This window comes from Dactylosporangium sp. CA-052675, from assembly GCF_050947935.1.
Lineage (GTDB): Bacteria > Actinomycetota > Actinomycetes > Mycobacteriales > Micromonosporaceae > Dactylosporangium.
In genome coordinates this window covers 3,621,158-3,643,274 of record NZ_CP192010.1, presented here as the reverse complement: position 1 = coordinate 3,643,274, position 22,117 = coordinate 3,621,158, and the positions used below count along the sequence as shown (strand labels likewise).

Below are 22,117 nucleotides of genomic sequence, written 5' to 3'. Positions count from 1 at the left end.
GCGGGCGCGCTCGGCTGCCCGTCCGCATCCGCGCCGGCGTCGGACCGAGCCCCGGGGCGGGCCGTGCGGGTCAGTCGATCTCTGTGGTCGCCGGGTCGTCGGCGATCTCGGTCCCGTCCAGGCCGGATATCGCGTCGATCTCCGCGGGCGTGAGGCTGAAGTCGAAGACGTCGATGTTGGCGGCCAGCCGGTCAGGGCGCACCGATTTGGGCAGTGGGCTCAGGCCGTGTTCCAGGTGCCATCGCAGTACGATCTGGGCCGGCGTCTTGCCGTGGCGCTGGGCACTGTCCTGGACCACCCGCTCGGCGAGCAGGTCGCCCTGGCCCAGCGGTCGCCACGTCTGCAGTGCGATCCCGTGCTCCGCGGCGTATGCGCGCGACGCCCGCTGCGTCACCCGCGGGTTCAGCTGGATCTGGTTCACCGCCGGCCCGACGCCCGTCTCGGCGACGATGCGGTCGATGTAGGCCGGCGTGAAGTTCGAGACGCCGATCGCCTTCGTACGCCCGTCGCGGAGGATCCTGACGAGGGCTTTCCACGTCTCCACGTAGAGGTCCCGCCCGGGCATCGGCCAGTGGATCAGATACAGGTCGAGGTAGTCCATGTCGAGGCGGTCCAGCGTCTCGTCGAAGGCCTTCAACGTGCGGTCGTATCCGTGATCACGGCCGCGCACCTTGGAGACGATGAAGAACTCCTCCCGCGGTGTGCCCGAGCCGCGTACCCCCTGGCCCACCCCTCGCTCGTTCTGGTACAGCGCCGCCGTGTCGATCATCCGGTAGCCGAGGCCGGCGGCCACCGGAATGGTGTCCGCGGCATCGGCGTCAGTCATCGTCCACGTGCCGAGGCCCAGGTACGGCATCGCGAGGCCGGAGCCCAGCGTCGTGATCGGGACGTTGGTGGCGCCCATCGTCAGAGGTCCTCCTTGTCGAGGCTGAGGCCTCCCGGCTCGAGTCGGCCAGGTCGGCATCGACCATCGTCTCGATGAGGGAGCGGAAGTCGCCGCGCGGCTTCCAGCCGAGGCGTTCCCGGGCCCGCGTGGCGTCGCCGATGAGCAGGTCCACCTCGGCGGGGCGGAAGAGGCGCGGGTCCTGCCGGACGTGGCGCTCCCAGTCCGCGATGCCCACCCGGTTGAAGGCGATGTCGAGCAGATCCCGGATCGAGTGGGTCTCGCCGGTGGCGATCACATAGTCGTCCGGCTCGTCCTGCTGGAGCATCAACCACATCGCCTCGACGTAGTCGCCGGCGAAGCCCCAGTCGCGGCGCGAGTCGAGGTTGCCCAGGACGACCTCGCGCTGCAGCCCGAGCGCGATGCGGGCCGCCCCGCGCGTGACCTTCCGGGTGACGAACTCCTGGCCCCGGCGTGGGCTCTCGTGGTTGAACAGGATTCCCGAACACGCGTAAGCACCGTAGGACTCGCGGTAGTTGACGGTGATGTAGTGGCCGAATGTCTTGGCAACGCCGTACGGCGAGCGCGGATGGAACGTCGTGGTCTCGGTCTGCGGCACCTCGTGGACCTTGCCGAACATCTCCGAGCTCGACGCCTGGTAGAAGCGGACCTTCGACATGTCGCCCTGGGTGTGGATGCGCACCGCCTCGAGCATCCGCAGCACGCCCATGCCGGTGATCTCGCTGGTGAGTTCGGCCTGGTTCCAGGACATCCCCACGAAGCTGATCGCTGCGAGGTTGTAGACCTCGTCGGGTTGGGCGATCTCCAGGGCCGCGATCAGGCTCGGCAGGTCGCGGAGGTCGCCGTCCACGAGGCGGATCGGCGGTACGGCTCGCTGCACGGCGGGGGCTTTGGGGTTCTGCTGGCCCCGGAGCAGGCCGAAGACCTGGTATCCCTTCGCCGTCAGGAACTCGGCGAGGTACATGCCGTCCTGTCCGGTGATTCCCGTGATGAGTGCACGTGGCACTGGAACTCCTCATAGGGAGCCGGCTGGTCGACTCCCGCTTCGACGGTCGCCCGCGGACCCGATGCCGGGGCCCGGTCAGGCGCTCACGACTTCCAGGTCCGGCAGCGGGAAGATCAGCCGACCGCCGGCCCGCAGGTAGTCGCGCTCCCGGTCGATGAAGACGTCCCGGAAGAACCACGGCGCCACGAGCATGTACTCCGGATGGTCGGCGCGGGCCTGCTCCTCGGAGATGATCGGCACGCCGATGGAGGCGATCTTCCGCCCGATCTTGGCGGCCTGCCGCTCCACCGCGAACGGCAGGTCGTCCACGGTCAGGCCGGCGGCCTGCCAGATCGTTCCGCCCCGCGTGCTGGCGCCGTAGATGTAGCAGCGCTGACCGGCGGCGTTGATCTTGTCAATGAGCCGGCGCAGGTCGTCGAACGCCGCGCGCACCCGCACCGCGAACTTCGCCCACGCGTCGGGCCGGTCGAGATGGGCCCGCGCCTCGTGCTGCCGCTGGGCCGCCACCGCCGGGCTGACCGGCCGGCTGCCGCGGCGGGACACCACCGTACGGAAGGAGCCACCGTTCACGCTCGACAGCAGCACATCGTTGACCTCCAGGCCGTGCCGGTGGAGCAGGTGCTCCAGGGCGGCCAGCGTCCAGTAGGTGATGTGCTCGTGGCAGACGTTGTCGACCGCCCCGAGCTCGAACATGGTCAGTGCGTAGTTCTGCTGGATCACCCAGATCCCGTCCGGCGCCAGGACGCTTGCCACGTCGGCCACGAACCCGTTCGGGTCGTCGAGGTCGTAGAACATCGAGATGCTGGTGATGACGTCGAACGCTTCGTACGTCGTGCCGGTCCCGCCCGACACGAACCGCCGCGGGTCGAAGAAGTCCACGACGATGCGGTCGGCGTGCCGCCGTGACTCCGGTTCGAACGTCGCCACCGGGTCGACCCCGACCCGGTGGATGCGCTCGGGCACGAATGACAGCAGGGTGCCGTCGTTGCAGGCGATGTCGAGCCACGACCGCGCGTCGCGATGTCGCCGCAGGGCGTCGTCCACGACGGTGCGCAGGTCTTCGCGGATCGCCTCGTTGACCCCGGACCGGAAGCCGTACCGGTCGTGGTACATCAACGCTCGGGGGGTCGTGTCGCGGAGCTGGACCAGCCCGCACCGCCGGCACAACATCAGCACCAGTGGCCACTGCGGCGGTCGGCGGTCGTCGTCTCGGAAATCGCTGAGGTACTGGTTGCCGAGGTCCAGGATTTCGGTCAGGCCGGAGGTTTGACAGGAACGGCAGTTCACACGATGCCTCCAGGGATCAGCGAATGTGTCGAGCGCATCCGACGGGCATTGCGCGGGGCACGGCCGGGTCGTCGGCGGCGGTCTTCGAAGAGCCGGAAAAATCGGGTCCTCGAGCTAGGCCGCCGGCACCAGGCCCGCGTTCTTCAAGACGATGGGAAGGAATGGGTGGAGCTGCTCGGATCCCGATGCGCAGAAATCGCGCAGCTCGGCCGGGGAATACCATCGAATCCAGGCATGGGTGTGGTCCGCGGCGCTGAGGGATGAAGCCTCGCTGTCGCTGCATTCGTATTTCATCAAGGTGAGGAGGGTCTGGAAACCGTGCTCCTCGGGCGGCGCGGTTCTGGTTCCCCACATGACGTTGTAAACGTTGTCCACCACCAGCCGGTCCCGGTCGACGGCGAGGCCGACCTCGCGGGAGAGGCCCCGCACCGCGGTGTCGATGAGGGTCTCGCCCAGCTTCATGCGGCCGCCGAAGACCCAGAACATGTCGCGCAATGGCATGTCTTTGCGGTATCCCAGCAGGACGTCGCCCCGGCTCGTATGGACGATCACATCGACGTTGGCCTGAACCATATTGTCCAGTGCGCGCCCATAATCGGTTTCAGGTAGACCGAAGTCCGGGACGTCGCGGGTCGTAAAATTGTCCTCGACAAGCTCGTGGACGACAGCTTTCAATGCTCTACTCCCTGCCTGGGTCGTTAGGCGAGATGAATCTGACCATCGTCGAAAGGAGGTTGAGGCAGCGCGGCCACCGTGCCCATTCACGTGACGGACACCATGGGCTCCCATCACGATCAGCGCTTGCGCATCAGTCTTGCAGGTGTGTGGGGTGGCGTGCAATCCCGATTGCTTCCAGATTTGTTGCGGACAATGACAAATAAAGTTGACCAAGTCCGAAGCGGCGGGCCCTCATCGCGCATGATTCGCGCTCTGTCCAGCGATAACGTGTGCGCTCTCAAGCGCTGTCACCGGGGGCCGGATGCGGGGCCGAGAATTTTTTCATCATATGGAGCGGGCGCCGCGGGCGTCGTGGTCACCGTTGCCGGGCGATGTTCGACGCCGGCGGCGCTCAGCGCATCGATGCCGCCAGGGGCGCTGGTCGTCGCCTCATCCCGGTCGCGGTCGCACAGGGCTGCTGCAGTGTGGCCCCGTTCCGGAAGGCGGAGATCGCCGAGGTCCGTGGTGCGGCCGCGGGCCGTCTGCGAGCCCGGCGTCCCGAAGCCGGCAGGGTTTCCGTCGGCATCGCACTCGGCCGCCTCCGCCCCTTGACATGGCCCGGCGCCCGGAGCGGTCGGGCCATGTACAAGGGCGGCTGGACGCAGCCCGGCGCAGGATCTCGATGATGACCGGGTCATCTGCGCTGGAGGTCGCCAGCGATGCTGGCATCCCGGCGGACTTGGTGGCCTGACCCACCGGGCATGCCTCTACGCTGATGGTCAGTAGCTGTTGTTCTCACAGGTGTAGGCGTAGCCCTGGCCGCCGCCGTCCCAGAATCCGTAGACCTGGGTGCACCACTGCTGGTTGCCGGCCTCGTTCGTCACGACCGCGGTGTCGGCGGTGCTCCGGACGTTGTTCGCCCACTTGATCGTGCCGGAGCCCTTCTGCTGGCCGTCCTTGTAGACGTAGACGTGGATCTCCACCCGTTGCTGCGTCGCGGTGCAGGACAGCAGGCCGCGAGCCGAGATGTTCGGGCTGCTGTAGGTCGGGGCGTAGGCGGTGACCGTGCAGGTGCCCGCCGCCTGTGCCGGCGCCGTGGTGAGGCCGAGCGTGGCCACACTCGCCACGGTGGCCGCACTGGCCGCACTGGCGAGGATTCTGAGCGTACGCATCGTGCTCCCTTCTTTTCTCCGCCGGTCGTCGTGTCCGGCGGGATGTGTCCCGTCATCCCCGATGGGGAGGTAGGGACAGCGTCGGGCGGGGCGGTCCACGAGGGGGTACATGTCCGGTACATCAGCAGGTCAGCGGGTCACCACCGGTTCGCAATCATGTATTTAGATACAATGGTGGTAGGCACCAGGCGGTTGGGGGGATCGCTGTGGAATTTCGGCTGCTCGGGCCGGTTGACGTTCGTTCCGCCACCGGTGAGCCGGTCGTGCTGGGCACGCCGATGCGGGTGCATCTGCTGGCGTTGCTGCTCACCGAGCCGGGTGTGCTGTTCCCGGCGGAGCGGCTGGTTGACGAGCTGTGGCCGGTCGGCCCGCCCCGATCGGTGGCCAACAACCTCAAGACGTACGTCTGGTCGCTCCGTAAGGCCCTGCGCACCTCGCCTCAGGCACCGCCGGTCATCGAGAACCGTGCGGGTGGCTACCGCATCGTGGTCGACAAGCGGCAGGTCGATACGGAGCTCTTTGCGGAACTGAGCCGCGGCGGATTCGCGGCGCTGCGCCGGCATGACCGGGTGGTGGCTCTGGACGCGTTCGAGCGGGCCCTGGCGCTGTGGCGGGGCCGGCCGTTCCTGGGCCTGCCGGCGACCGGGACGCTGCACGCCGTGGGCGTCGCTCTGCATGAGCAGCGGCTGGCGCTGGTGGAGGAGGTCGCCGACCTCTACCTGGCCGCCGGCCGACACCACGAGGTGATTGAGTGGCTGCGTGCGCACGTGCTCGCCGAGCCGCTGCGCGAACGGCCGTGGGCACAGCTCATGACCGCATTGGTTCGGGCCGGTCGGCAGGTCGACGCCCTCAGTGCCTACCGGCAGCTGCACCGCCAGCTGGCGGAGGAGGCCGGAGTCGAGCCGGGTCCGGAGATCCAGGCGCTGCACAGGCGAATCCTGCGGGGCGATGATGCAGCCGGCCGCGCGACCTGGACCGCCCAGATCATGGTCAGTCCGGCGGGCCGGAACGAGCCACTGGCCCCCGTTGTCGGCCTGGTGCCGCGCCAGTTGCCCGCCGACGTGTCCGCGTTTGTCGGGCGGGACGCCGAACTGGGGCGGCTCGACCGCCTGGTCGACGGACAGGCCACCGCCATCGGTGTGATCAGCGGAATGGCGGGCCTCGGCAAGACCGCGTTGGCGGTCCACTGGGCACACCGCAATGGCCACCGGTTCCCGGATGGACAGATCTTCCTGAACCTCCGCGGGTACGGGCCGGGCCAGGCGCTGTCCAGTCTGCAGGCCCTCACCCACCTACTCGTTGCCGTTGGCGTGGAGCCACAGCGGGTACCGGCCGATGAGCAGCACGCCGCCGCGCTGTTGCGTTCGGTGGCGGCGGACAAGCGGGTGCTGCTCGTCCTGGACAACGCCCGCTCCGCCGAGCAGGTGCGGCCGCTGTTGCTCGGGGGCGCCTCGGCGGCGGTCATCGTGACCAGCCGCCAGCGCTTGGACGGCCTGATCGCCCACAACGCCGCCCGCGACGTCGACCTGTGCGAGCTGGGCTCGTCGCACGCCGTCGAGCTGCTCGGCCAGGTCCTGGGCACCCGGATGGTGCTCGACGAACCAGACGCCACCGGGGAGCTCGTCCGGCTGTGCGGGGCATTGCCGCTGGCGCTGCGCATCGCCGCCGCCGCGGTGAACCGGAGATCTGGAAAACCCATCGCCGAGTACGTCGACCACCTCCACTCGAGCGGCCCGCTGGCCGGCCTGGGCGTCCCCGACGATCCGCAGTACGGCATCGAGGCGGCGTTCGGCTACTCGTACGCCGCACTGGACGCCGGATCGCAGCAGCTGTTCCGGTGGCTGGGCCTCCTGCCCGTGCCTGACGTCAGCACCGCGACGGTCGCGGCTGCCCTCGGATCGTCGGTGGTGGAGGCGGCCGCCCGGCTGAGCCGGCTGGCCCAGGCCCATCTGGTCGACCTCGCGGACGGCCGGACCAGCATGCACGATCTGCTCCGGGAGTACGCCGCCTCGCTGGTGCGACAGCAGGACTCGCCGGCCGAGCGCTCCGCCACACTGCGCCGGGTCTATGTCTCCTATCTGTGTCGGGCAGAGGCGGCGGCGCGGGCGCTCTATCCGCAACTGGTGCGGCTGCCATTTGACGATGTCTGCGACCCCGGTCTCGTGGACGAGTGCGCATTCGACACGCCGGCCGACGCGGCACGGTGGCTCGCCGCGGAGCAGCACAACTTCGTCGTCGTGGCCGAGTCGGCCTTGCGCGACGGGCATCCTGACGTGGCGTGGCTGCTCTCCGCGACACTGCGCGGGCACTTCATGTCCAATCGGGACGTGCCGTCATGGCTGCGTGTCGCCAGCACCGCGTTGGCAGGCGCCCAGGAGCAGGCGGCGCCGGCGGGAATGGCCGCCGCGCAGCTGAGTCTGGCGCTGATGGCCAACTGCACCGGCAACAACCTCGTGGCCATCAAGCACTGCGAGGCGTCGGTGCGCCTCGCCGGCCAAGCCGGCTGGGCGCAAGGGCGGGCGGCGGCGGTGAACGCCCTCGGCGTCATGCACTCCTACCTCGGACACACCGCCCGGGCGGTACAGTATCTGGAGCAGTCGATCGGACTGCGCCGTGCCAGCGGCAACGAGGCGACAGTCGGGGCCGCGCTCAACAACCTCGGCATGATCCACACGCTGTGCGGGGACCTGGACCTGGCCGACGCCAAGTTGAGGGAAGCGCTGGCGCTGCACACGACCCGGGAGCACCGCCGAGGCGCCGCCTCGGTCCTCCTCAACATCGGTCAGGTGCAGCATCATCGAGGCAAGCACGGCGACGCCTGGGAGTCGATGCACCGGGCTCGGGAGATCTACCGGGAGCTGCGCGACGTCGAGGGGGAAGCGACCGCGCTCGGCTACCTTGCCGACGTCGCCCACGCCCGGGGCCAGACCACCGAGGCGATCACGCTGGCGCGGGCCGCGCTGCGTGCCCTGCGCGCCACCGATGATCTGCTCACCGAGGGAATCGTCCTGATCGCCCTCGCTGCGATCCGTCGGGATCTCGGCCATGACACGGTCGCGATGCTGCTCTTCGAGCGCGCGCTGCGGCTGGCCACCGACGCGCACTGCCGGCAGAACGCGATCGCCGCCATGCTCGGCATCGCCGACCTGTGGCAGCGACGTGGTTCGGCGGACCGGGCTGAGCACTACGCACTCCTGGCCAGCGACATGTCCCGGCTGAGCGGCTACCGGACGTTCCAGGCGAGCGCGCTGCGGGTCCTGGCCCTGGTGCGTTCCCGTGCGGGCGCCCGGGATGACGCGCTCCGGATGATCGACGAGTCTGTTCGGATCCACCAGGAGACCCGCTTCCGCCGTGACCTGGCCCAGGCACTCGACACGCGCTCCGTCATCCTGGCCACATGCCGTCCATCGGGGGGAACCGAAATTTCGGAAGGCTGAGGACTACACCAACGACGGCTAAACCCGCCCAAACGATCACCGACCGGGCCGCTCGGACGGCCGAATCGGCAGCCGGTGGGGTGATCAGCTTGGTCGGCAGGTCGACCCGGCGGCCGCGGCCAGGCTGGTCATGTCCTCAACGGGCGTGCCGAGGCCGGCTTCGTCGCCGCGCCAACGGCGGGAGTGACGAGCGAGCTCATGTACCCAGACGCGACACCATCTCGACGTTCACGTCCATCACCCGCTGATGATCGCCGAACGACCGATCGACGGCGCACGACCGACGATCGCTCCCGCCGCCCGCATCGGATGCAAGGTATTCCGCCCTGCTCAGTGGACTGCACCGTCAAGTAGTTCTCTGGCTCAGTCGTCCTCGATGTATCCCGTGGCCGGGTCAATCTGGGCCAGGAAGCCGCGGATGTTCTCCCTGTGCCCGTCCAGCGACAGGTTCGGGGTCGGACTCGCGCCGAACCCGTAGCCGGGGTTCGGCCCGCTCAGCCACGCGTAATCGGTACCTCCGAACTCGTTCGGACTGAGGGCGAACACTTCTCCATCGACCTCGAGCGTGATGGACCTGCCGTCGGCCGCACCATCGGGTTCGGGTGACACGCCGGGCACGGCCTCCGAATCGCCGTCGCCGCCCTCCGGGTAGATCGCCTTCACCCACCCATCTTCGCGCGGTTGCCCGACCGGCGTTGCCGATCCGCCAGCGGGAGCGCGCAACTGACCATGATCGCGTGCGCGCTCATGCCGCGGCCCGGGCGGCTCCGTGTGGTGGAACACGGGCGCGTTCACGACGCTCAGTAGCCTTGTGTGCGTGCCAGACAAGTCGGAGCGGCGTGAGGCGCGCTCGGTGATTGCGGGGTACCACGAGGCCGAGCTGGGCGAACTTGTCGCCCGCGTTGGCGAGGTCGTCGATCGCTACCGGGCCGGCGAGCTTGACGCGTTCGACGTTGATCGCGTGCTGTTCCAGTACTCGCGCGCGGCGAAGGAACTCTGGAAGTACTGCAATTACGGGCAGGTGGAAATGATCGCGGCGCTGATCCGGCAGCGGCCGCCGCACGATTGGTGGGAGCGCGGCGCCCCGCGGGAGCGGTCATGACCGGGAGGCCGCGTATCGCCGGCAGGCGCGCTCGTGCCGCCGATCGTGCGCCGAGGGCCGACGGAGGAGCCGTCCTGCGGTCGGACGCCGACCGGGCCGGCCCAGCGCGCGCTCGTCCCCGTGGCGCGGGTTGCTGTCAGCTCAGAAGACGACGTCGTGGAGAGATCGGACCCGTGCCGACCGCAAAATCCCCGTCTGCGCTGCGGGCGCTGAGCAGCGATCCGTACTCGTCACCGATCGTAAGCGACGCCTCAGCGAACCTGGTCTCCGATCCTGCCGATGTGCGGACTGCCAAGGCATGGTGCGCGGCAAAACGCCGTTGGGTATGAAGGCGTGGTGAGTGAAATCGACCGCGTTATCGGGTCGCTGTTATCGGCAAACGGCAAGACTACGACGCGGCCGTCTCGCGCGTCGCAGCCGCACGTGACAAGGACGAGCCAGGGACCGGAGACTGGGTCCGTACCGTGCCAGCCAACCTCGGTCTGACGTAGCGCCGCAGCAGAGGACTGTTTGTCGACACCCCGCGTTTAGTGCTCCGACCGGAAACGTTGGCCGGGTTTGGTGAAACGCCGGTCAACGTTTCGGGTTCGCCGGTGGGTCGGGTTCAGGCTGTCGGGGTGGCGGAACCTGTCCGGGCTCGTCGGCTCACTATGACGAGGCCCGGCGTCTTCAGCAGATCGTCCGACGCGGGACGGGGTCACCGATCCGGCTGCGGCGGGCGATGGTCATCAAGGTTCGATCCGGTGCTGTTCATGCGTGGCCCGCACGAGGGTCTCGGCCAAGGGGCAGGGGCATAGACCAGCCGCATCGCAGCGCCGATCACCGCCGGTCTCGGTATCGTGGTTTGCAAAAGCCAGGACATCGAGGGTGTCGAGGCGCCACGAGTCCAAGACCGGCGTACTAGCGGTGATCAGCGTTGGTTGGCCGTCATGTGTTGCTGGTCGTGCGACGCTTCCGGGCGGCAACCAGGAGGATGCCGCCGACAATCATGGCGAGCAGCCCGGCGAGCACCACGGCAACGAGGTTCGTACCGGTGGTAGGCAGCGCCGCATTCGTTGCGGCGCTCGTCGAGGCGTGGGCCGGTGGGGCTGGGCTGAGCGGCTCTCTGCTGGATCCCGACGGCGCGGGGGTGGGGGTGCTCGTCGCCGGTGGGCCGGAGAGGACCGTGACCTCGATCGCGGCACCACTGCCCTGGCCTTCGTTGGGGTCCGTGATAACCAGGTTGGGCAGTTCCGGGATCGGGTTCGTGATTTGCGCCGTGATGTGGCCGGTGCCGACGACATTCGAGACGATCTTGAGCTGCCAGGTCTCACTGAGGCTGCTGCCCGGCGGTAGCACGACTCCGGCGAGACAAACGTACTTCGACTTTGGCACGACGGGCGGGTCGCACCGGGCGGCGGCCGGGCCGGTCCATTCGGTGCCCGCCGGGGCGGTCAGCGTCAACTGACCTTTGGAGCCAGGGAGCTCGTCCGGTCCGGTGTTGGTGACGGTCCACGGCACATCGACGACATCGCCGACGTGGCCGCTGATAGTCCCCGGGACGGCGGCGGTGAGGTGCGCGTGCCGATGCAGGTCGACGGGCCGGATGCCGATCAGCGTGCCGCCGACGTCGCCGGCGACGGTGAGCTTGACCGATCCACCGCCCGTGTAATTCATCGATGCGGCGGTGATGGCGGTAATGGTGAGGTGCGGCGCTAGCGTGACGTTCGACACCCCGCCATGGCCATCGACCGGCACCGCGTACTGACAGTCCAGCACCAATCCGGACGTCGAGCCGCTGGGCCGGTGGCACGCCGCGTCGCCGTCGTTGAGGAATAGGAACGGCTGCTGGGCGCCCCTGTCGTCCAGTTCGAGGTGGACGGTGAACGGCACCGTGCGCGCCTCGCCGGTGATGGTGAGCTGCACGGGGCCGATCGTCAGGACGCCACTTTCAGCGACGGCATTGCTGCCCCATGAAACCAGCCCCAGGACCGGCGTACTCTGCTCCTGCGGAGCAGCGGACGCGGGCGCCGCCAGTCCAAGCGACGCCACGCCGAGCACGACCACGGCGGCATTGCGAGCGACGATCGTGAGCCTTGATCGGAACGCGGCCGTTGATTGGGGACGGTGTAACCCGGACATTATTCTCCCGCGGCATTTTGGTGAGGGCAGGACTGCGCAAGCAACCTAGCCCGCACGGCCGTTGCGGGCAAGCCCGTCGATTTCCGGTTCATTCGACGGCCCTGGGCACCATTCTCCGAATCGGCATGGCTGCTAGGAGCAGCCGGAAATGTCTGCGCCGAACACCATTACGCCGCCCGGTTCGCACAGATGCCTACCCCCTTGCAGGCTTCTGGTCGACGACCGGCGCCGCGATCCGCTGCGTATGCGGGTCGCGATTTGTAAGTCTCGTCTGGCTGCGGTCGACACCGCACCATGCGTCGATTCGAGGTACGTCCATACTTCGACCTCACCAGGGCCGTGGCAAATCACGTGATTGAGCGCAAGCGCGCAAATACGGCACCGCGGACCTAACCAGTCGACATCACGTCGAGCAGTCTCTGTTCCGCGCAAAGCGGGTCCATGGCGGCGGAGGCGCGGGGCTCGAAGTCCTACCCAGCAAGGTTGCCCGAGTGGCTGTCATCAGCCGGTCGAAAAGTGCGAGACTCACCGTGCGCCGCGCCTCAGTCGATGCCCATCGCGCAGGATAGTTACCCGTCGCCGCTACCCGATCATCCGCCCGAGTGTCTTGGACGGACATGCGAGAACGGCCGCTCACGGTCAAACGGGAGCACATTGACCCGCCGCCACCCTACCCCCTTGATCACGTTTCCGGATCCGCCGCCGATGGCGCCCCACTGTCGCCGTGCAGTGCATTGTGTAGCTCCAGCGTTACGCCGACCGGCCGGTAGTGTTTGTCGGCGTGGAGGCGTGGAACAGGCAAGCCGACCGCCCGGTACGGCGCGTCGAGCGGAATCCGGGCGCCGAATGGGACGCGGACGCGTGGTGGGCCCGCATCCCCGCCGTTCGCGCGGTGCTGGACAAGGGCCTCGACCTGCCGTCCGGCGTGACGTTCCTCGTCGGCGAGAACGGCTCGGGAAAGTCAACCCTGATCGAGGCGCTGGCACAGGCGTACGGGCTGAATCCGGAGGGCGGCTCACGGAGCGCGATGCATCGCACCCGGCACACCGAATCCCCCTTGGGCGACGTTCTCCGGCTGGTACGCAGTCCCGGCGGCCGCGGCGAGGCATACTTCCTGCGCGCGGAGACCACCCACGGCCTCTATACGTACCTGGAGGCGCTGCCAGATTCACCCGACACGGACCTGCACGAGCGCAGCCACGGCGAGGGATTCCTGGCCCTGCTGGAACGCAAGCTCGCCCGGCCTGGCTTCTACCTGCTCGACGAGCCGGAGGCGGCCCTGTCATTCACCTCCACTCTCAGCCTGATGTCCCGCTTGGAGACCTTGGCCGAGGCCGGGGCGCAGATCGTGGTGGCCACCCACTCCCCGGTGCTGACCGCGTTGCCGGCCGCGACCGTGCTGGAGCTCGGCGAGCACGGTATCCGAACGACAGTCTGGTCTGAGCTCGAGGTCGTGGACCATTTCCGGGCGTTCCTCGACCAGCCCGACCGGTACCTGCGTCACCTGTTCCGTTGACACTGCGCGGATCTGCCGCGGATCCGGCTCGTAGCCGTTATCCGTCCAGCACAGCGAGCAGGTGGGTGACGCTCTCGGCCGCGTCCGCCGGTCCCCGAGCTCCGGGGATTGCTGCCTCGCCCCACAGGGTGGTGCGGGCCGGGCCGGGTGAGTACAACTGGCGGCGGTCCCGGCCGACGACCAGGTAGCGGTCTGAGGGGCGAGACGTAGGTTGCCTGCCGCAATCGGTCTTTCTGGGATGCGTCCGGAGCGCCGTTGCCCATAGTGGACGGACGAATGTACCGAATGGGCCGTAGTCGGGCGGCTGAGTCGGTGCCGATCAAGGCTGTGAGCTCAGCTGCGCAGAACGACCCGGCGGCGGCGGGCGAGCAGAACCAGGACCGCGCCGATCGCCACAGCTGCTGCGCCGCCGGTGACGAGCAGAGCCGTGTTGGAGCCGGTGACCGGCAGCCCTGGGCCCACCGAAGGCGATGGGGACGCCGGTGCGGTCGGCGTGGTCGACAGTCGGTAGGCGAACATGTCAGTCTCGCTGGGCTGGCCCTCCACGATCTGCGCGTTCGGCGGCTGGTCAGTGGCGAGCATCTTCCAGCCAGCGGGGGCGCTGAACTGCAGCAGCGGGCTGCCGGCCGGGATGTGCGTCAGGTGGGTGACGCCGTTGGCGTCGGTGGTGCCCTCGGCGTAGTGCTTGCTGCCGCCGGTGTCGGTGGCGACGACCTTGACGCCGGGCACGCCCGGGCTTCCGTCGCCGCAGTCGCCCCATGTATCGCCGACGCAGACACGGACAAGAACGTCGCCGAACGCGCCAGGGACCTCGATGTTCACGCCCGCGCTGTTGTCGGCGTCGTTGGCGTCGCCGTTATCGGACTCGAGGGTGAAGCTGAGCGGCCCGGACCCGTACCGCCACGTGAGGTGTGTTGTCGTCCCGGTGATTTTGAACGTCTGGGTGGCGCCCGCGTCGAGGTCGAAGCCGGTCTCGAGTGCGCCGTAATCGAGGTTCTCGAGCGTCTTGACGTAGCCCCCGGCGATGTGGGCGTGCACGGCCTTGGCCGAGCCGTGATTGGTGACCTTGGCCGTGGCTGAGAACGGCGCGTTCTCCGCGAACGACGGCTGGTCCGCGGTGATGGTCACGGCCAGGTCCGGCTTGGGGTCGGCAGCCAGGGCTACAGTGGCCGGCAGCACAGCGACGGAGCAGCCAGCGAGAGCAGCGGCAATGACCCGCATCGAAACCTCCACAGCAGCAGGGCTGCGCAGGAAGTTACCGATCACGATCAGGGGCTGCTGCCCCATCGGATGTGAGCTGGCACACACGGCAACACCGATGGCCGCACCGATTGGCCGAGGGCCCGAGTCAGTGCCCGTCGAAATCGTGGCTCGGTGGCTGGGTGGACGAACCGTGCAGCGTCCGCCCGGCTCGTTCGGCGGCCTGCCGGGTTTCGTCGTCGAAGAGGACAAGACGTACGCGCTCAATGGCTGGCGGCGGGGTCTGCCATGCGGTCAACGCCTGGATGACGGCGTCCTCCTTCGGCCAGCGGTACACGCCGGACGAGATCAGCGGAAACGCGACCGACGTCGCGCCGATCTCGGCCGCGACGATCAGCGAGTTGCGGTAACAGCCGCGCAGCAATGCGGAGCGGTCCTCGGTGGCGCTCCATACGGCCGGCGCCGCCGGGGATACGGGCGGTCCGTTGCAGGTGGTTACTGCGTTGGACCGCTGTTTGGGTCGAGCGCGTGTCGTGCCGCTATCCACCGCTCAATGAACTCCCGGCCGCTGACCGGTATCAGATACGGCTCCGCGTCCGGCCCCAGTTCCGTCTCGGGCACGATGCCGTAGACCTGCTCGTAGGTCGTCACCGCACTTATGTCGCCGGTGTCTCGTGCCGCGAGGACCTCGGACAACGCGGCTGCGGCCAGGTAGCGGCCGTCCGGTCCGACCTCGACATGCCGGCTGACCAAACCGTCGGGTCCGACCTCATCCCAGACCGTCCGGTCTTCGAACTGCCAGCGCACGTACCGGTACGCCACACCGATCAAAACCTGCCATTGATCGCCGCCAGGCTGGGCGTCCCATCGCGCGATGCCGGTGTATTCCTCGGCCCAGGCGATCTCGCTTCCCCACCGCTCGATGTCTGCGAGGCTGTCGCTGTCCAGCTCGACGTCCTCATCGACCAGGCAGCCGTCGAGAAACAGCCGGAGGCGATCTGGGGCAACCCGCTCGATCCGAAAGCTCGACGACACACACGAAGGCTATCCGCAACCCACGCCGCGGAAGATCCGCCGAACCGCTCGATCAGCTGCGCGGATCTGCCGCGGTCCGTTGCAGGTCAACGACCTGCCCATGTCGCGGTTCGATTGCGTCGAGCAAGAGCCTCAAGGCCTGTCGCAGCTCTCCCATGTGCACCACGGCTTCATCGGTCATTCACCAGGGTTGTCCTACGCGCAGCGCGGCGAGAGACCGCCGAGTTGCAGTAGCACGAGGGTGCGTCCGGAGGGCTGCAGTCTGCGTTCATGGCGGTCCGGCCATGGGAATCTGTGCGGGCGCTGCCGTTCGGCATCCGGGCCGGCGGCTGGTGCCGGACAGCGCCCGCGCATGAGGTGCCGCGATCAGCGGCGGTACCACCGGCGCCAGGTGAAGACGGCGAGCCCCCCGACCGCGAGCCAGCCGGACGGACGTTGGGACGTCACGGTAACGATGATCGCCAGGACGAGGGCGGCCAGCGTCAAGGCGATGTTGAGCAGGGTTCTCTTCGCGCCGCCGCGGTGCATGGCGAAACGGTCGAAGCGGGTGCGGGCGGGGCCGGTGAGGCGGCGAACACGGGCGCGCAGGCCGGTGGTGCGGCTCGGGCGGGGGATGGCGTCGTCAGAGCGGGGCGGCAGGTCGATCAGGAGGTGCGGTGGCAGTGCCGCGTCGATGCGGGACGTGAGGTCCTTCGGGGCGGCGAACAGGGTGGGTTCGATCGAGACGCCGATGGCGTCCGGGCCGATCAGGTGGCGTGCGCCGTCGGGGAAGCGCAGGGCGGCGACGCAATCGGCGAACAGGACGGTGCTCGGGCCGTGCGGGCGGATCAGGCTCACGCCGTCGGCGCCGACGACGAGGGCGGTGTCCGGGTCGATGCGGGAGCGGTGGCGGGTGCCGGTGACGGCGAAGCGCGAGAGTGTCGGTGCGGCCTCGAAGCCGGCCGGTGAGCGGCGCATCGCCGCTCGCGGCACCATGAGCAGGGCCGAGCGCTCGACGCCGGCGGCCACCTCACGCACGTCGGCGGCGGTGAGGGAGCGGAAGCCGTCGGCCAGTTCGGCGGTCGTGGGGGATGCGTAGCCGCACACCAGGTCGACGGCGCGGCGCGGCAGCAGGTTCGCCTCGGCGTCGGGGCGGTCCAGCGCGGTGAGTTCGCGGGTGCGGACCGCCTCCAGCTCCGCCGGGTCGGCCTCGGTGCCGGCCAGGCGGTGGACCTCGGCGAGGAAGCCGTCGACGACCTCGCCGAGCTGCTCGGGCCGGCCGTCGGCGACGGCGGTGACGAAGGCGTGCGGGCGGCCGTCGGTGGTGTACGCGGCGGCGGCCGTGTAGGACAGGCCGCGGTCCTGCCGCAGCTGGCGGAACAGGGCCCGCTGCAGCAGGCTCGCGTAGGCGGCCGACGCGCGGGTGCGCGGTACCGGCGCATCCATCACGACCGCCGGGGCGGCGCCGGTGAACCACGCGGGCGTCACCGGCAGCGCCGAGGACTCGGACGGCAGCGGCCACCGTTGACCGTCGGGCAGGTCGAGCCGCAACTCGGGCGGGAGGTCGTCGCCGGCGATCCACAGCACGGCGTTGGCGCGGTTGAACCTGGCCCGCGCCCACTCGGCCACCTGCTCGGCGGTGAGCGCGTGGATGCCCCACTCGGGCAGGCCGGCGAGGCCGTAGTCGCGGGCGCCGTAGCGGTACACGGCCAGCGGCTGGGACACGGAGTCGGCGCGGTTCTCCTCCTCGGTGCCCAGAATCCGGCGCTCCACCGCGAGCCGGTCCAGCGGCAGCTCCCGCAGGCCGGCGCAGACGTCGCGCAGGAATGCGGCGACCGACTCCGGGGTGCCCTGCGCGACGAATTGCGTGGTGGTCATGCCGGTCATGCCGTTGGTGTCGTGGCCCGGACCGCCGTGGCGGTGCAGGGCGAGGTGCTCGACGAGGTGGGTGACGCCGGCGGTGGGCGCGGTCTCGTCGGCCCGGCCGACCCGGAACACCAGGCCGGCCCGCATCGGCCCGGCGCCGGGTGCGAGCAGGACCGGCACGCCGTCGACCTCGGTGCGGCGGGTCGCGTCCATGGCTACCGGGCCGCCCGTCGCGCCGCGCGCCGGGCGGTGTGCGCGGTCTGCTGCCAGCGCGTCCCCACCAGTTCCCAGCCGTACGACGTGATCCGGAGGTCCAGCGCGTCGAAGTGCGGCGCCGTCTGCCGGTAGTGACCGCCGTAGTAGAGCGCGAAGGCGAACGCGGAGTGTGCGGCGATCCAGCCGTGCACCGGGCGGAAGTCCGGGTGCAGCACGGTCTGCTCGGCGGCTCGCTCCAGGGCCTCGCGGGGGCCGTCCTGGCCGAGGTACCGCTGCATGGCCGACAGCGTCTCGTCGCCGACCGCGCGCTCGATGTGGGCGTCGGCGACGACGGCGCCGCTGAGCGAGCCGGGCTTGCCGTCCCGCAGGCACTGCTCGGCGAAGGCGATGACCTCGGAGAACGTGCCGCCCCATTTCGGGCAGAGGTTCTGGACCAGCTGCGCCTGGGCCCGGTACGGCGCGTCGCAGTGCTCGGCGGCCCGCTCGTAGCGGCGGCGCGCCTCGTCCAGGCCGAGGCTCAGGGCCCGGGCGGTGGTGATCCGCTCCGTCCAGGCCGCGGCGTCGGTCGGGTCGATCGCGGTGGCGTCGGCGAGCAGGCGCTCGGCGCGGCCGATGTAGTCGTGGAAGACCCGCCACTGCGCCTGGCTGACATACCGGGCCTGGGCGCGCGTGCGCGCCGCCCACCCGACGGTGATGAACCGGGCGCCGAGCAGCGTGCGGGGCAGCGCCGCATCCCGTTCCGCGTCCACCGCCGCCTGCAGGAACTTTTCGGTACCCGAGGTGGTCGCGACCAGGCGGACGGCGCTCGAGTGGTCGGCGCGCGGCGGCAGCGCCGCGAAGTAGGCCGACACGCCGTTCCAGTCGCCTGCGCGGGCCGCCCGGCGCAGCGGTGCCAGGTCGGGATCGTGCGCAACGAGGTCGGTGCGCATCGGGCGGAGGGTTCGCAAGATCACGCGCGCGATCGTACGGCTCCGGTCCGATCCTCGCTGACCGCACCGCGCTGGACGCGCGTGCCTGGCCTGGCGGACCGGTCAGGCGACCCGGCGGACGGCGCCGGGCAGGGCCGGGGCGGCCGCGCCGGGGTGGAGGATCGCGGCCAGGGCCTCGACGCCATCGACCAGGCGCGGGCCGGGGCGCACCACGATGCCGTCCGCGTCGATCGCCCACACCTGCGCGTCCGGGAACCTCGGGGCCACCAGCGCCGCCTGCTCGGCGGCGCCGTCGAGGTGGTAGCCGCACGGGGAGACCACCACGATGTCCGGCTCGGCGGCGGTCACGTCGGGCCAGCCGACCTGGACCGAGCGGAGGCCGGGCCGGGCGGCCACCGGTTCGCCGCCGGCCGCGGTGACGAGGTCGGGCACCCAGTGGCCGGCGGTGAACGGCGGGTCGACCCACTCGACGACGGCGACCCGGGGGCGGGGGCGGCCGGCGACGCGGGCCGCCACGGCGCCGAGCCGCGCGCGCAGGGCGGCCACGAGGGCGGCGGCGCGGGACGGTACCCCGGCGCGCTCGCCGACCGTGAGGATCGTGGCGAGCACGTCCTGCAGCGTGTGCGGGTCCAGCGACAGCACGTCGGCGCGGCAGCCCAGGTGGTCCAGGGCGTCCTCGACGTGGCCGGACGGCAGGGCGCAGACCCGGCAGAGGTCCTGGGTCAGGATCAGGTCGGGGGCGAGCGCCGCGAGGGCGCCCGCGTGCAGGGTGTAGAGGTCGGCGCCGGCCGCGAACTGGGCGCGCACGTACGCGTCGATCTCGCCCGGGGTCAGGTCCGACGTGTCGCGGCCGCCGACCACGACGGTCTTGTCGACGCGGGCCGACGGCGGCTCGTCGCACTCGAAGGTGACGCCGACCAGCTGGGCCTCGAGGCCGAGGGCGTAGACGATCTCGGTGGCCGACGGCAGCAGCGACACGACACGCATGGGGCCACGCTAGCTCGCGGCGCCATCGATCCGGAGCCCTCGGGGACGGCGGCGGCCGGTACCGGAGGTGTTGCTCCACTTCGGTGCGGGGACGCGCCGATTCCCGGCAATCGGCCAGGTGACGGACTGTTATCCTCGCCGACCATGACAGCTGCGCGCCTGCGCCTCGGAGTCGACTTCGGTACCTCCACCACCATCGCGATGCTCCAGCGGGCCGACGCCCGCGTGCAGCCGCTGCTCTTCGACGGTTCGCCGCTGCTGTCCTCCGCCGTCCTGCTCGGCCCCGACGGCCAGCTGCACACCGGCCGCGACGCCGCCCACCTGGCCCGCAGCGCGCCCGAGCGGCTGGAGCCGAACCCGAAGCGGCGCATCGACGACACCGCGGTGCTGCTCGGCGACCGCGAGGTGAGCGTGCGCGACCTGATCGTCGCGGTGCTCGGCCGGGTGGCGCGGGAGGCCGCGCGGGTCGCCGGGCCGGTGCGGGACGTGGTGCTGACCCACCCGGCGAGCTGGGGGCAGAACCGGCGCGCGATGCTGCTCGACGCCGCCCGGCAGGCCGGGTTCGGGCACATCGAGCTGGTCGGCGAGCCCACCGCGGCGGCCACCTACTTCGCGCACACCCGCGGCAGCGGGTTCCCGCCCGGCGCGTGCGTGCTCGTGTACGACCTCGGCGCCGGCACCTGCGACGTCACGCTCCTGCGGCGCACGCCGACCGGCTTCGAGCAGGTCGCCTCCGACGGGCTCAACGACGTCGGCGGGCTCGACGTCGACGCCGCGGTCATCGCGTTCCTGCAGGCGACCTACGGCGAGCTGTGGCGGGACCCGGCCCAGCGGCGCCAGCAGTGGGACGACGTGCGCACGGCCAAGGAGATGCTCTCGCGCGCCAGCGGCACCGTCATCGGCGTGCCCGCGCTGGGCCGTGAGGTGCCGCTCGGCCGCGAGCAGCTGGAGGGGCTGGCCCGGCCGGTGCTGCGCTCCACGATCTCGATGACTCGCGCGCTGGTCAACGAGTCGGGTGTCGGCACCGCCGCGATCGCGGGCCTGTTCCTGGTCGGCGGCTCCAGCCGCATCCCGCTCGTCGCCACGATGCTGCACGAGGCCCTCGGCATCGCGCCCGTCGTCGCCGAGCAGCCGGAGCTGGTGGTGGCCGAGGGGTCGCTGTACGTGAACCGGACGCCCAACTCGGCGCCCGCGACGGCGAGCGTGACCGCCCCGGTCTCGGCCGTGCCGTCGTCCGGGCTGCCCTACCAGCAGCTACTTATTTACTGGATCTACGACCGCAGCCCGGCCAGGCTTGGTCGAGGTGATCGGTGGGGTCGCTCGCATTCAGCGGCTGCCCGTCTGTGGTTGGGGCGTGGCTCTCATCTGGCATGCACCCTGCCGGTCACCGCGGCGTGGAGTGGCTCCAGAGGGGACTGCCCAGCTCAAAGTAGCGCTGCCCTCCCGCTGAACCCCGGTTCGGTCACAGCGAGGAGGAACGCGTGGGACGCGTCATCATCGGGATGGACCCGCACAAACGGTCGGCGACGATCGAGATCATCGACGATCGGGAAACGGTCTTGGCGGGTGATCGGTTCGGCACCGACCGGGACGGCTATCGTGCGATGCTTGCTCTCGGCCGGCGGCATCCGGAACGGCTCTGGGCGGTGGAAGGCTGCAACGGCATCGGCCGGCACATCGCGCAGCGGCTCGTCGCTGACGGCGAGACCGTGGTGGACGTGCCCCCGAAACTGTCCGCCCGGGCCAGGGTGTTCGCCACCGGCAACGGCCGCAAGACCGACCCGGTCGACGCGCACAGTGTGGCCGTGGCAGCGTTGCGCACCAAGGGATTGCGGCACATTGTCGCCGACGACGAGACGGTGGTGTTGCGGCTGCTCGTGGACCGCCGCGACGAGCTCGGCCGGGCCCGGACCGACCTGGTCAACCGCATCCACAAGCTTCTGCTGGAACTGCTGCCCGGCGGAGCCAAGACGTTCCTGTCCGCCGATCAGGCCCGAGCACTGCTGGCCACCATCCGGCCGCGTGACCTCGTCGGGCGAACCCGCCGCCGGCTGGCGTCCGAACTGGTCGGTGAACTGGTCCAGGTCGACAAGAAGATCAAAGCGGCGAAGCAGGAACTGACCGAGCTGGTCAACGACAGCGGCAGCAGCCTGCTCGAACTCAACGGCATCGGCCCGTCCGGCGCGGCCCGCCTGCTCGGCGACATCGGTGATATCCGCCGCTTCACCAGCCGCGCCCATTTCGCGTCCTGGAACGGCACCGCACCCCTGGACGCCTCGTCCGGGGATCAGCAACGCCACCGCCTGTCCCGGGCCGGGAACCGGCGCATCAACCGCGTCCTGCACATCATGGCCATCGTCCAGCTCCGCCACGACACGCTCGGCCGCGCCTACTACCGCCGTCGCCTCGCCGAAGGCAAGACCGCGATGGAAGCCATCCGGGCGCTGAAACGGCGCCTGTCCGACGTCGTCTACCGGCGCATGCTCGGCGATATCCAGCGGCTGGAGACGGGCCCGGGAGGACAACCGGGGGCGACTCTGCAATCCAGCGCGGCTGACCCAAACCCCGAGGTCAACACTTCGGAACAGTCACTTCCCGGACCCGCCGACCACCACCCTAGAACACCGAACTCACACGCCGCTTGACAAAGAGGGGCGCCAGACCGGCGCGTTCGCGGCCGGCCAGGTCTCGGCCCCCGCGTTC

The 22,117-nt window shown here is 70.0% G+C and carries 17 protein-coding genes and 1 pseudogene; 5 read left to right on the top strand and 13 right to left on the bottom strand.

From position 1 onward, the window contains the following. Positions 1-70: 70 nt before the first annotated feature. From ACQP1P_RS16585 to ACQP1P_RS16565, 5 genes are all read right to left on the bottom strand, one after another. Positions 71-904 carry an aldo/keto reductase gene (locus ACQP1P_RS16585; protein WP_433087563.1) on the bottom strand — a complete coding sequence of 278 codons (834 nt, stop codon included), beginning with the start codon at positions 902-904 and terminating at the stop codon, positions 71-73. Beyond that, a complete protein-coding gene (locus tag ACQP1P_RS16580; RefSeq protein WP_433087562.1) occupies positions 819-1,910 on the bottom strand; it encodes a GDP-mannose 4,6-dehydratase in 1,092 nt (363 codons plus the stop codon). The genes ACQP1P_RS16585 and ACQP1P_RS16580 overlap by 86 nt, the downstream gene beginning before the upstream one ends. A 75-nt stretch (positions 1,911-1,985) precedes the next feature. Further along, positions 1,986-3,197: a class I SAM-dependent methyltransferase gene (locus ACQP1P_RS16575; protein WP_433087561.1), complete on the bottom strand. Its 1,212-nt coding sequence runs from the start codon at positions 3,195-3,197 to the stop codon at positions 1,986-1,988. Positions 3,198-3,311: 114 nt separating this feature from the next. Continuing rightward, positions 3,312-3,872, bottom strand: a complete 561-nt coding sequence (locus tag ACQP1P_RS16570; protein WP_433087560.1) for an NUDIX domain-containing protein — start codon at positions 3,870-3,872, stop codon at positions 3,312-3,314. Between the two features lie 761 nt (positions 3,873-4,633). Next, positions 4,634-5,026 (bottom strand): hypothetical protein, encoded by a 393-nt coding sequence (locus tag ACQP1P_RS16565; protein ID WP_433087559.1) that lies wholly within the window; start codon positions 5,024-5,026, stop codon positions 4,634-4,636. Positions 5,027-5,232: 206 nt separating this feature from the next. On the opposite strand from ACQP1P_RS16565, the gene ACQP1P_RS16560 reads away from it, so the two are divergent. Continuing rightward, positions 5,233-8,463 (top strand): BTAD domain-containing putative transcriptional regulator, encoded by a 3,231-nt coding sequence (locus tag ACQP1P_RS16560; protein ID WP_433087558.1) that lies wholly within the window; start codon positions 5,233-5,235, stop codon positions 8,461-8,463. Between the two features lie 363 nt (positions 8,464-8,826). On the opposite strand, the gene ACQP1P_RS16555 is transcribed toward ACQP1P_RS16560, so the two are convergent. Next, a complete protein-coding gene (locus ACQP1P_RS16555; RefSeq protein ID WP_433087557.1) occupies positions 8,827-9,126 on the bottom strand; it encodes a hypothetical protein in 300 nt (99 codons plus the stop codon). A gap of 154 nt (positions 9,127-9,280) precedes the next feature. On the opposite strand from ACQP1P_RS16555, the gene ACQP1P_RS16550 reads away from it, so the two are divergent. After that, positions 9,281-9,565 (top strand): hypothetical protein, encoded by a 285-nt coding sequence (locus tag ACQP1P_RS16550; protein ID WP_433087556.1) that lies wholly within the window; start codon positions 9,281-9,283, stop codon positions 9,563-9,565. A 927-nt stretch (positions 9,566-10,492) separates the two neighbouring features. Here ACQP1P_RS16550 and ACQP1P_RS16545 read toward each other — a convergent pair. Further along, positions 10,493-11,611: an LPXTG cell wall anchor domain-containing protein gene (locus ACQP1P_RS16545; RefSeq protein ID WP_433087555.1), complete on the bottom strand. Its 1,119-nt coding sequence runs from the start codon at positions 11,609-11,611 to the stop codon at positions 10,493-10,495. An 856-nt stretch (positions 11,612-12,467) separates the two neighbouring features. Here ACQP1P_RS16545 and ACQP1P_RS16540 point away from each other — a divergent pair. After that, positions 12,468-13,202, top strand: a complete 735-nt coding sequence (locus tag ACQP1P_RS16540; RefSeq protein WP_433087554.1) for an AAA family ATPase — start codon at positions 12,468-12,470, stop codon at positions 13,200-13,202. A 333-nt stretch (positions 13,203-13,535) separates the two neighbouring features. Here ACQP1P_RS16540 and ACQP1P_RS16535 read toward each other — a convergent pair whose 3' ends face one another. From ACQP1P_RS16535 to ACQP1P_RS16510, 6 genes are all read right to left on the bottom strand, one after another. Then, positions 13,536-14,489 carry an LPXTG cell wall anchor domain-containing protein gene (locus tag ACQP1P_RS16535; protein ID WP_433087553.1) on the bottom strand — a complete coding sequence of 318 codons (954 nt, stop codon included), beginning with the start codon at positions 14,487-14,489 and terminating at the stop codon, positions 13,536-13,538. Between the two features lie 61 nt (positions 14,490-14,550). Then, a complete protein-coding gene (locus ACQP1P_RS16530; RefSeq protein ID WP_433087552.1) occupies positions 14,551-14,826 on the bottom strand; it encodes a macro domain-containing protein in 276 nt (91 codons plus the stop codon). A gap of 71 nt (positions 14,827-14,897) precedes the next feature. Beyond that, the gene (locus tag ACQP1P_RS16525) at positions 14,898-15,437 is read right to left on the bottom strand and encodes a hypothetical protein (protein WP_433087551.1); all 540 of its coding nucleotides are present in this window, start codon (positions 15,435-15,437) and stop codon (positions 14,898-14,900) included. Positions 15,438-15,803: 366 nt separating this feature from the next. Beyond that, entirely contained in the window at positions 15,804-17,495 is a 1,692-nt protein-coding gene (locus ACQP1P_RS16520; protein ID WP_433087550.1) for an insulinase family protein, read from the bottom strand. 2 nt (positions 17,496-17,497) lie between these two features. Next, positions 17,498-18,451, bottom strand: a complete 954-nt coding sequence (locus ACQP1P_RS16515) for a hypothetical protein (protein WP_433087549.1) — start codon at positions 18,449-18,451, stop codon at positions 17,498-17,500. 78 nt (positions 18,452-18,529) lie between these two features. Further along, positions 18,530-19,414, bottom strand: a complete 885-nt coding sequence (locus ACQP1P_RS16510; RefSeq protein WP_433087548.1) for an ABC transporter substrate-binding protein — start codon at positions 19,412-19,414, stop codon at positions 18,530-18,532. A gap of 144 nt (positions 19,415-19,558) precedes the next feature. Between ACQP1P_RS16510 and ACQP1P_RS16505 the strand changes: the two are divergent. Continuing rightward, positions 19,559-20,524: pseudogene (locus tag ACQP1P_RS16505) on the top strand (Hsp70 family protein); the annotation flags it as partial. Between the two features lie 371 nt (positions 20,525-20,895). Then, on the top strand, positions 20,896-22,059 hold the full coding sequence (locus tag ACQP1P_RS16500) for an IS110 family transposase (RefSeq protein WP_433074446.1): 1,164 nt from the start codon (positions 20,896-20,898) through the stop codon (positions 22,057-22,059). Positions 22,060-22,117: the final 58 nt, after the last annotated feature.

Coding starts and splice junctions, on each gene's coding strand:
- ACQP1P_RS16585 (WP_433087563.1), bottom strand. CDS start 904: ATGGGCGCCACCAACGTCCCGATCACGACGCTGGGCTCCGGCCTCGCG.
- ACQP1P_RS16565 (WP_433087559.1), bottom strand. CDS start 5,026: ATGCGTACGCTCAGAATCCTCGCCAGTGCGGCCAGTGCGGCCACCGTG.
- ACQP1P_RS16535 (WP_433087553.1), bottom strand. CDS start 14,489: ATGGGGCAGCAGCCCCTGATCGTGATCGGTAACTTCCTGCGCAGCCCT.
- ACQP1P_RS16520 (WP_433087550.1), bottom strand. CDS start 17,495: ATGGACGCGACCCGCCGCACCGAGGTCGACGGCGTGCCGGTCCTGCTC.
- ACQP1P_RS16510 (WP_433087548.1), bottom strand. CDS start 19,414: ATGCGTGTCGTGTCGCTGCTGCCGTCGGCCACCGAGATCGTCTACGCC.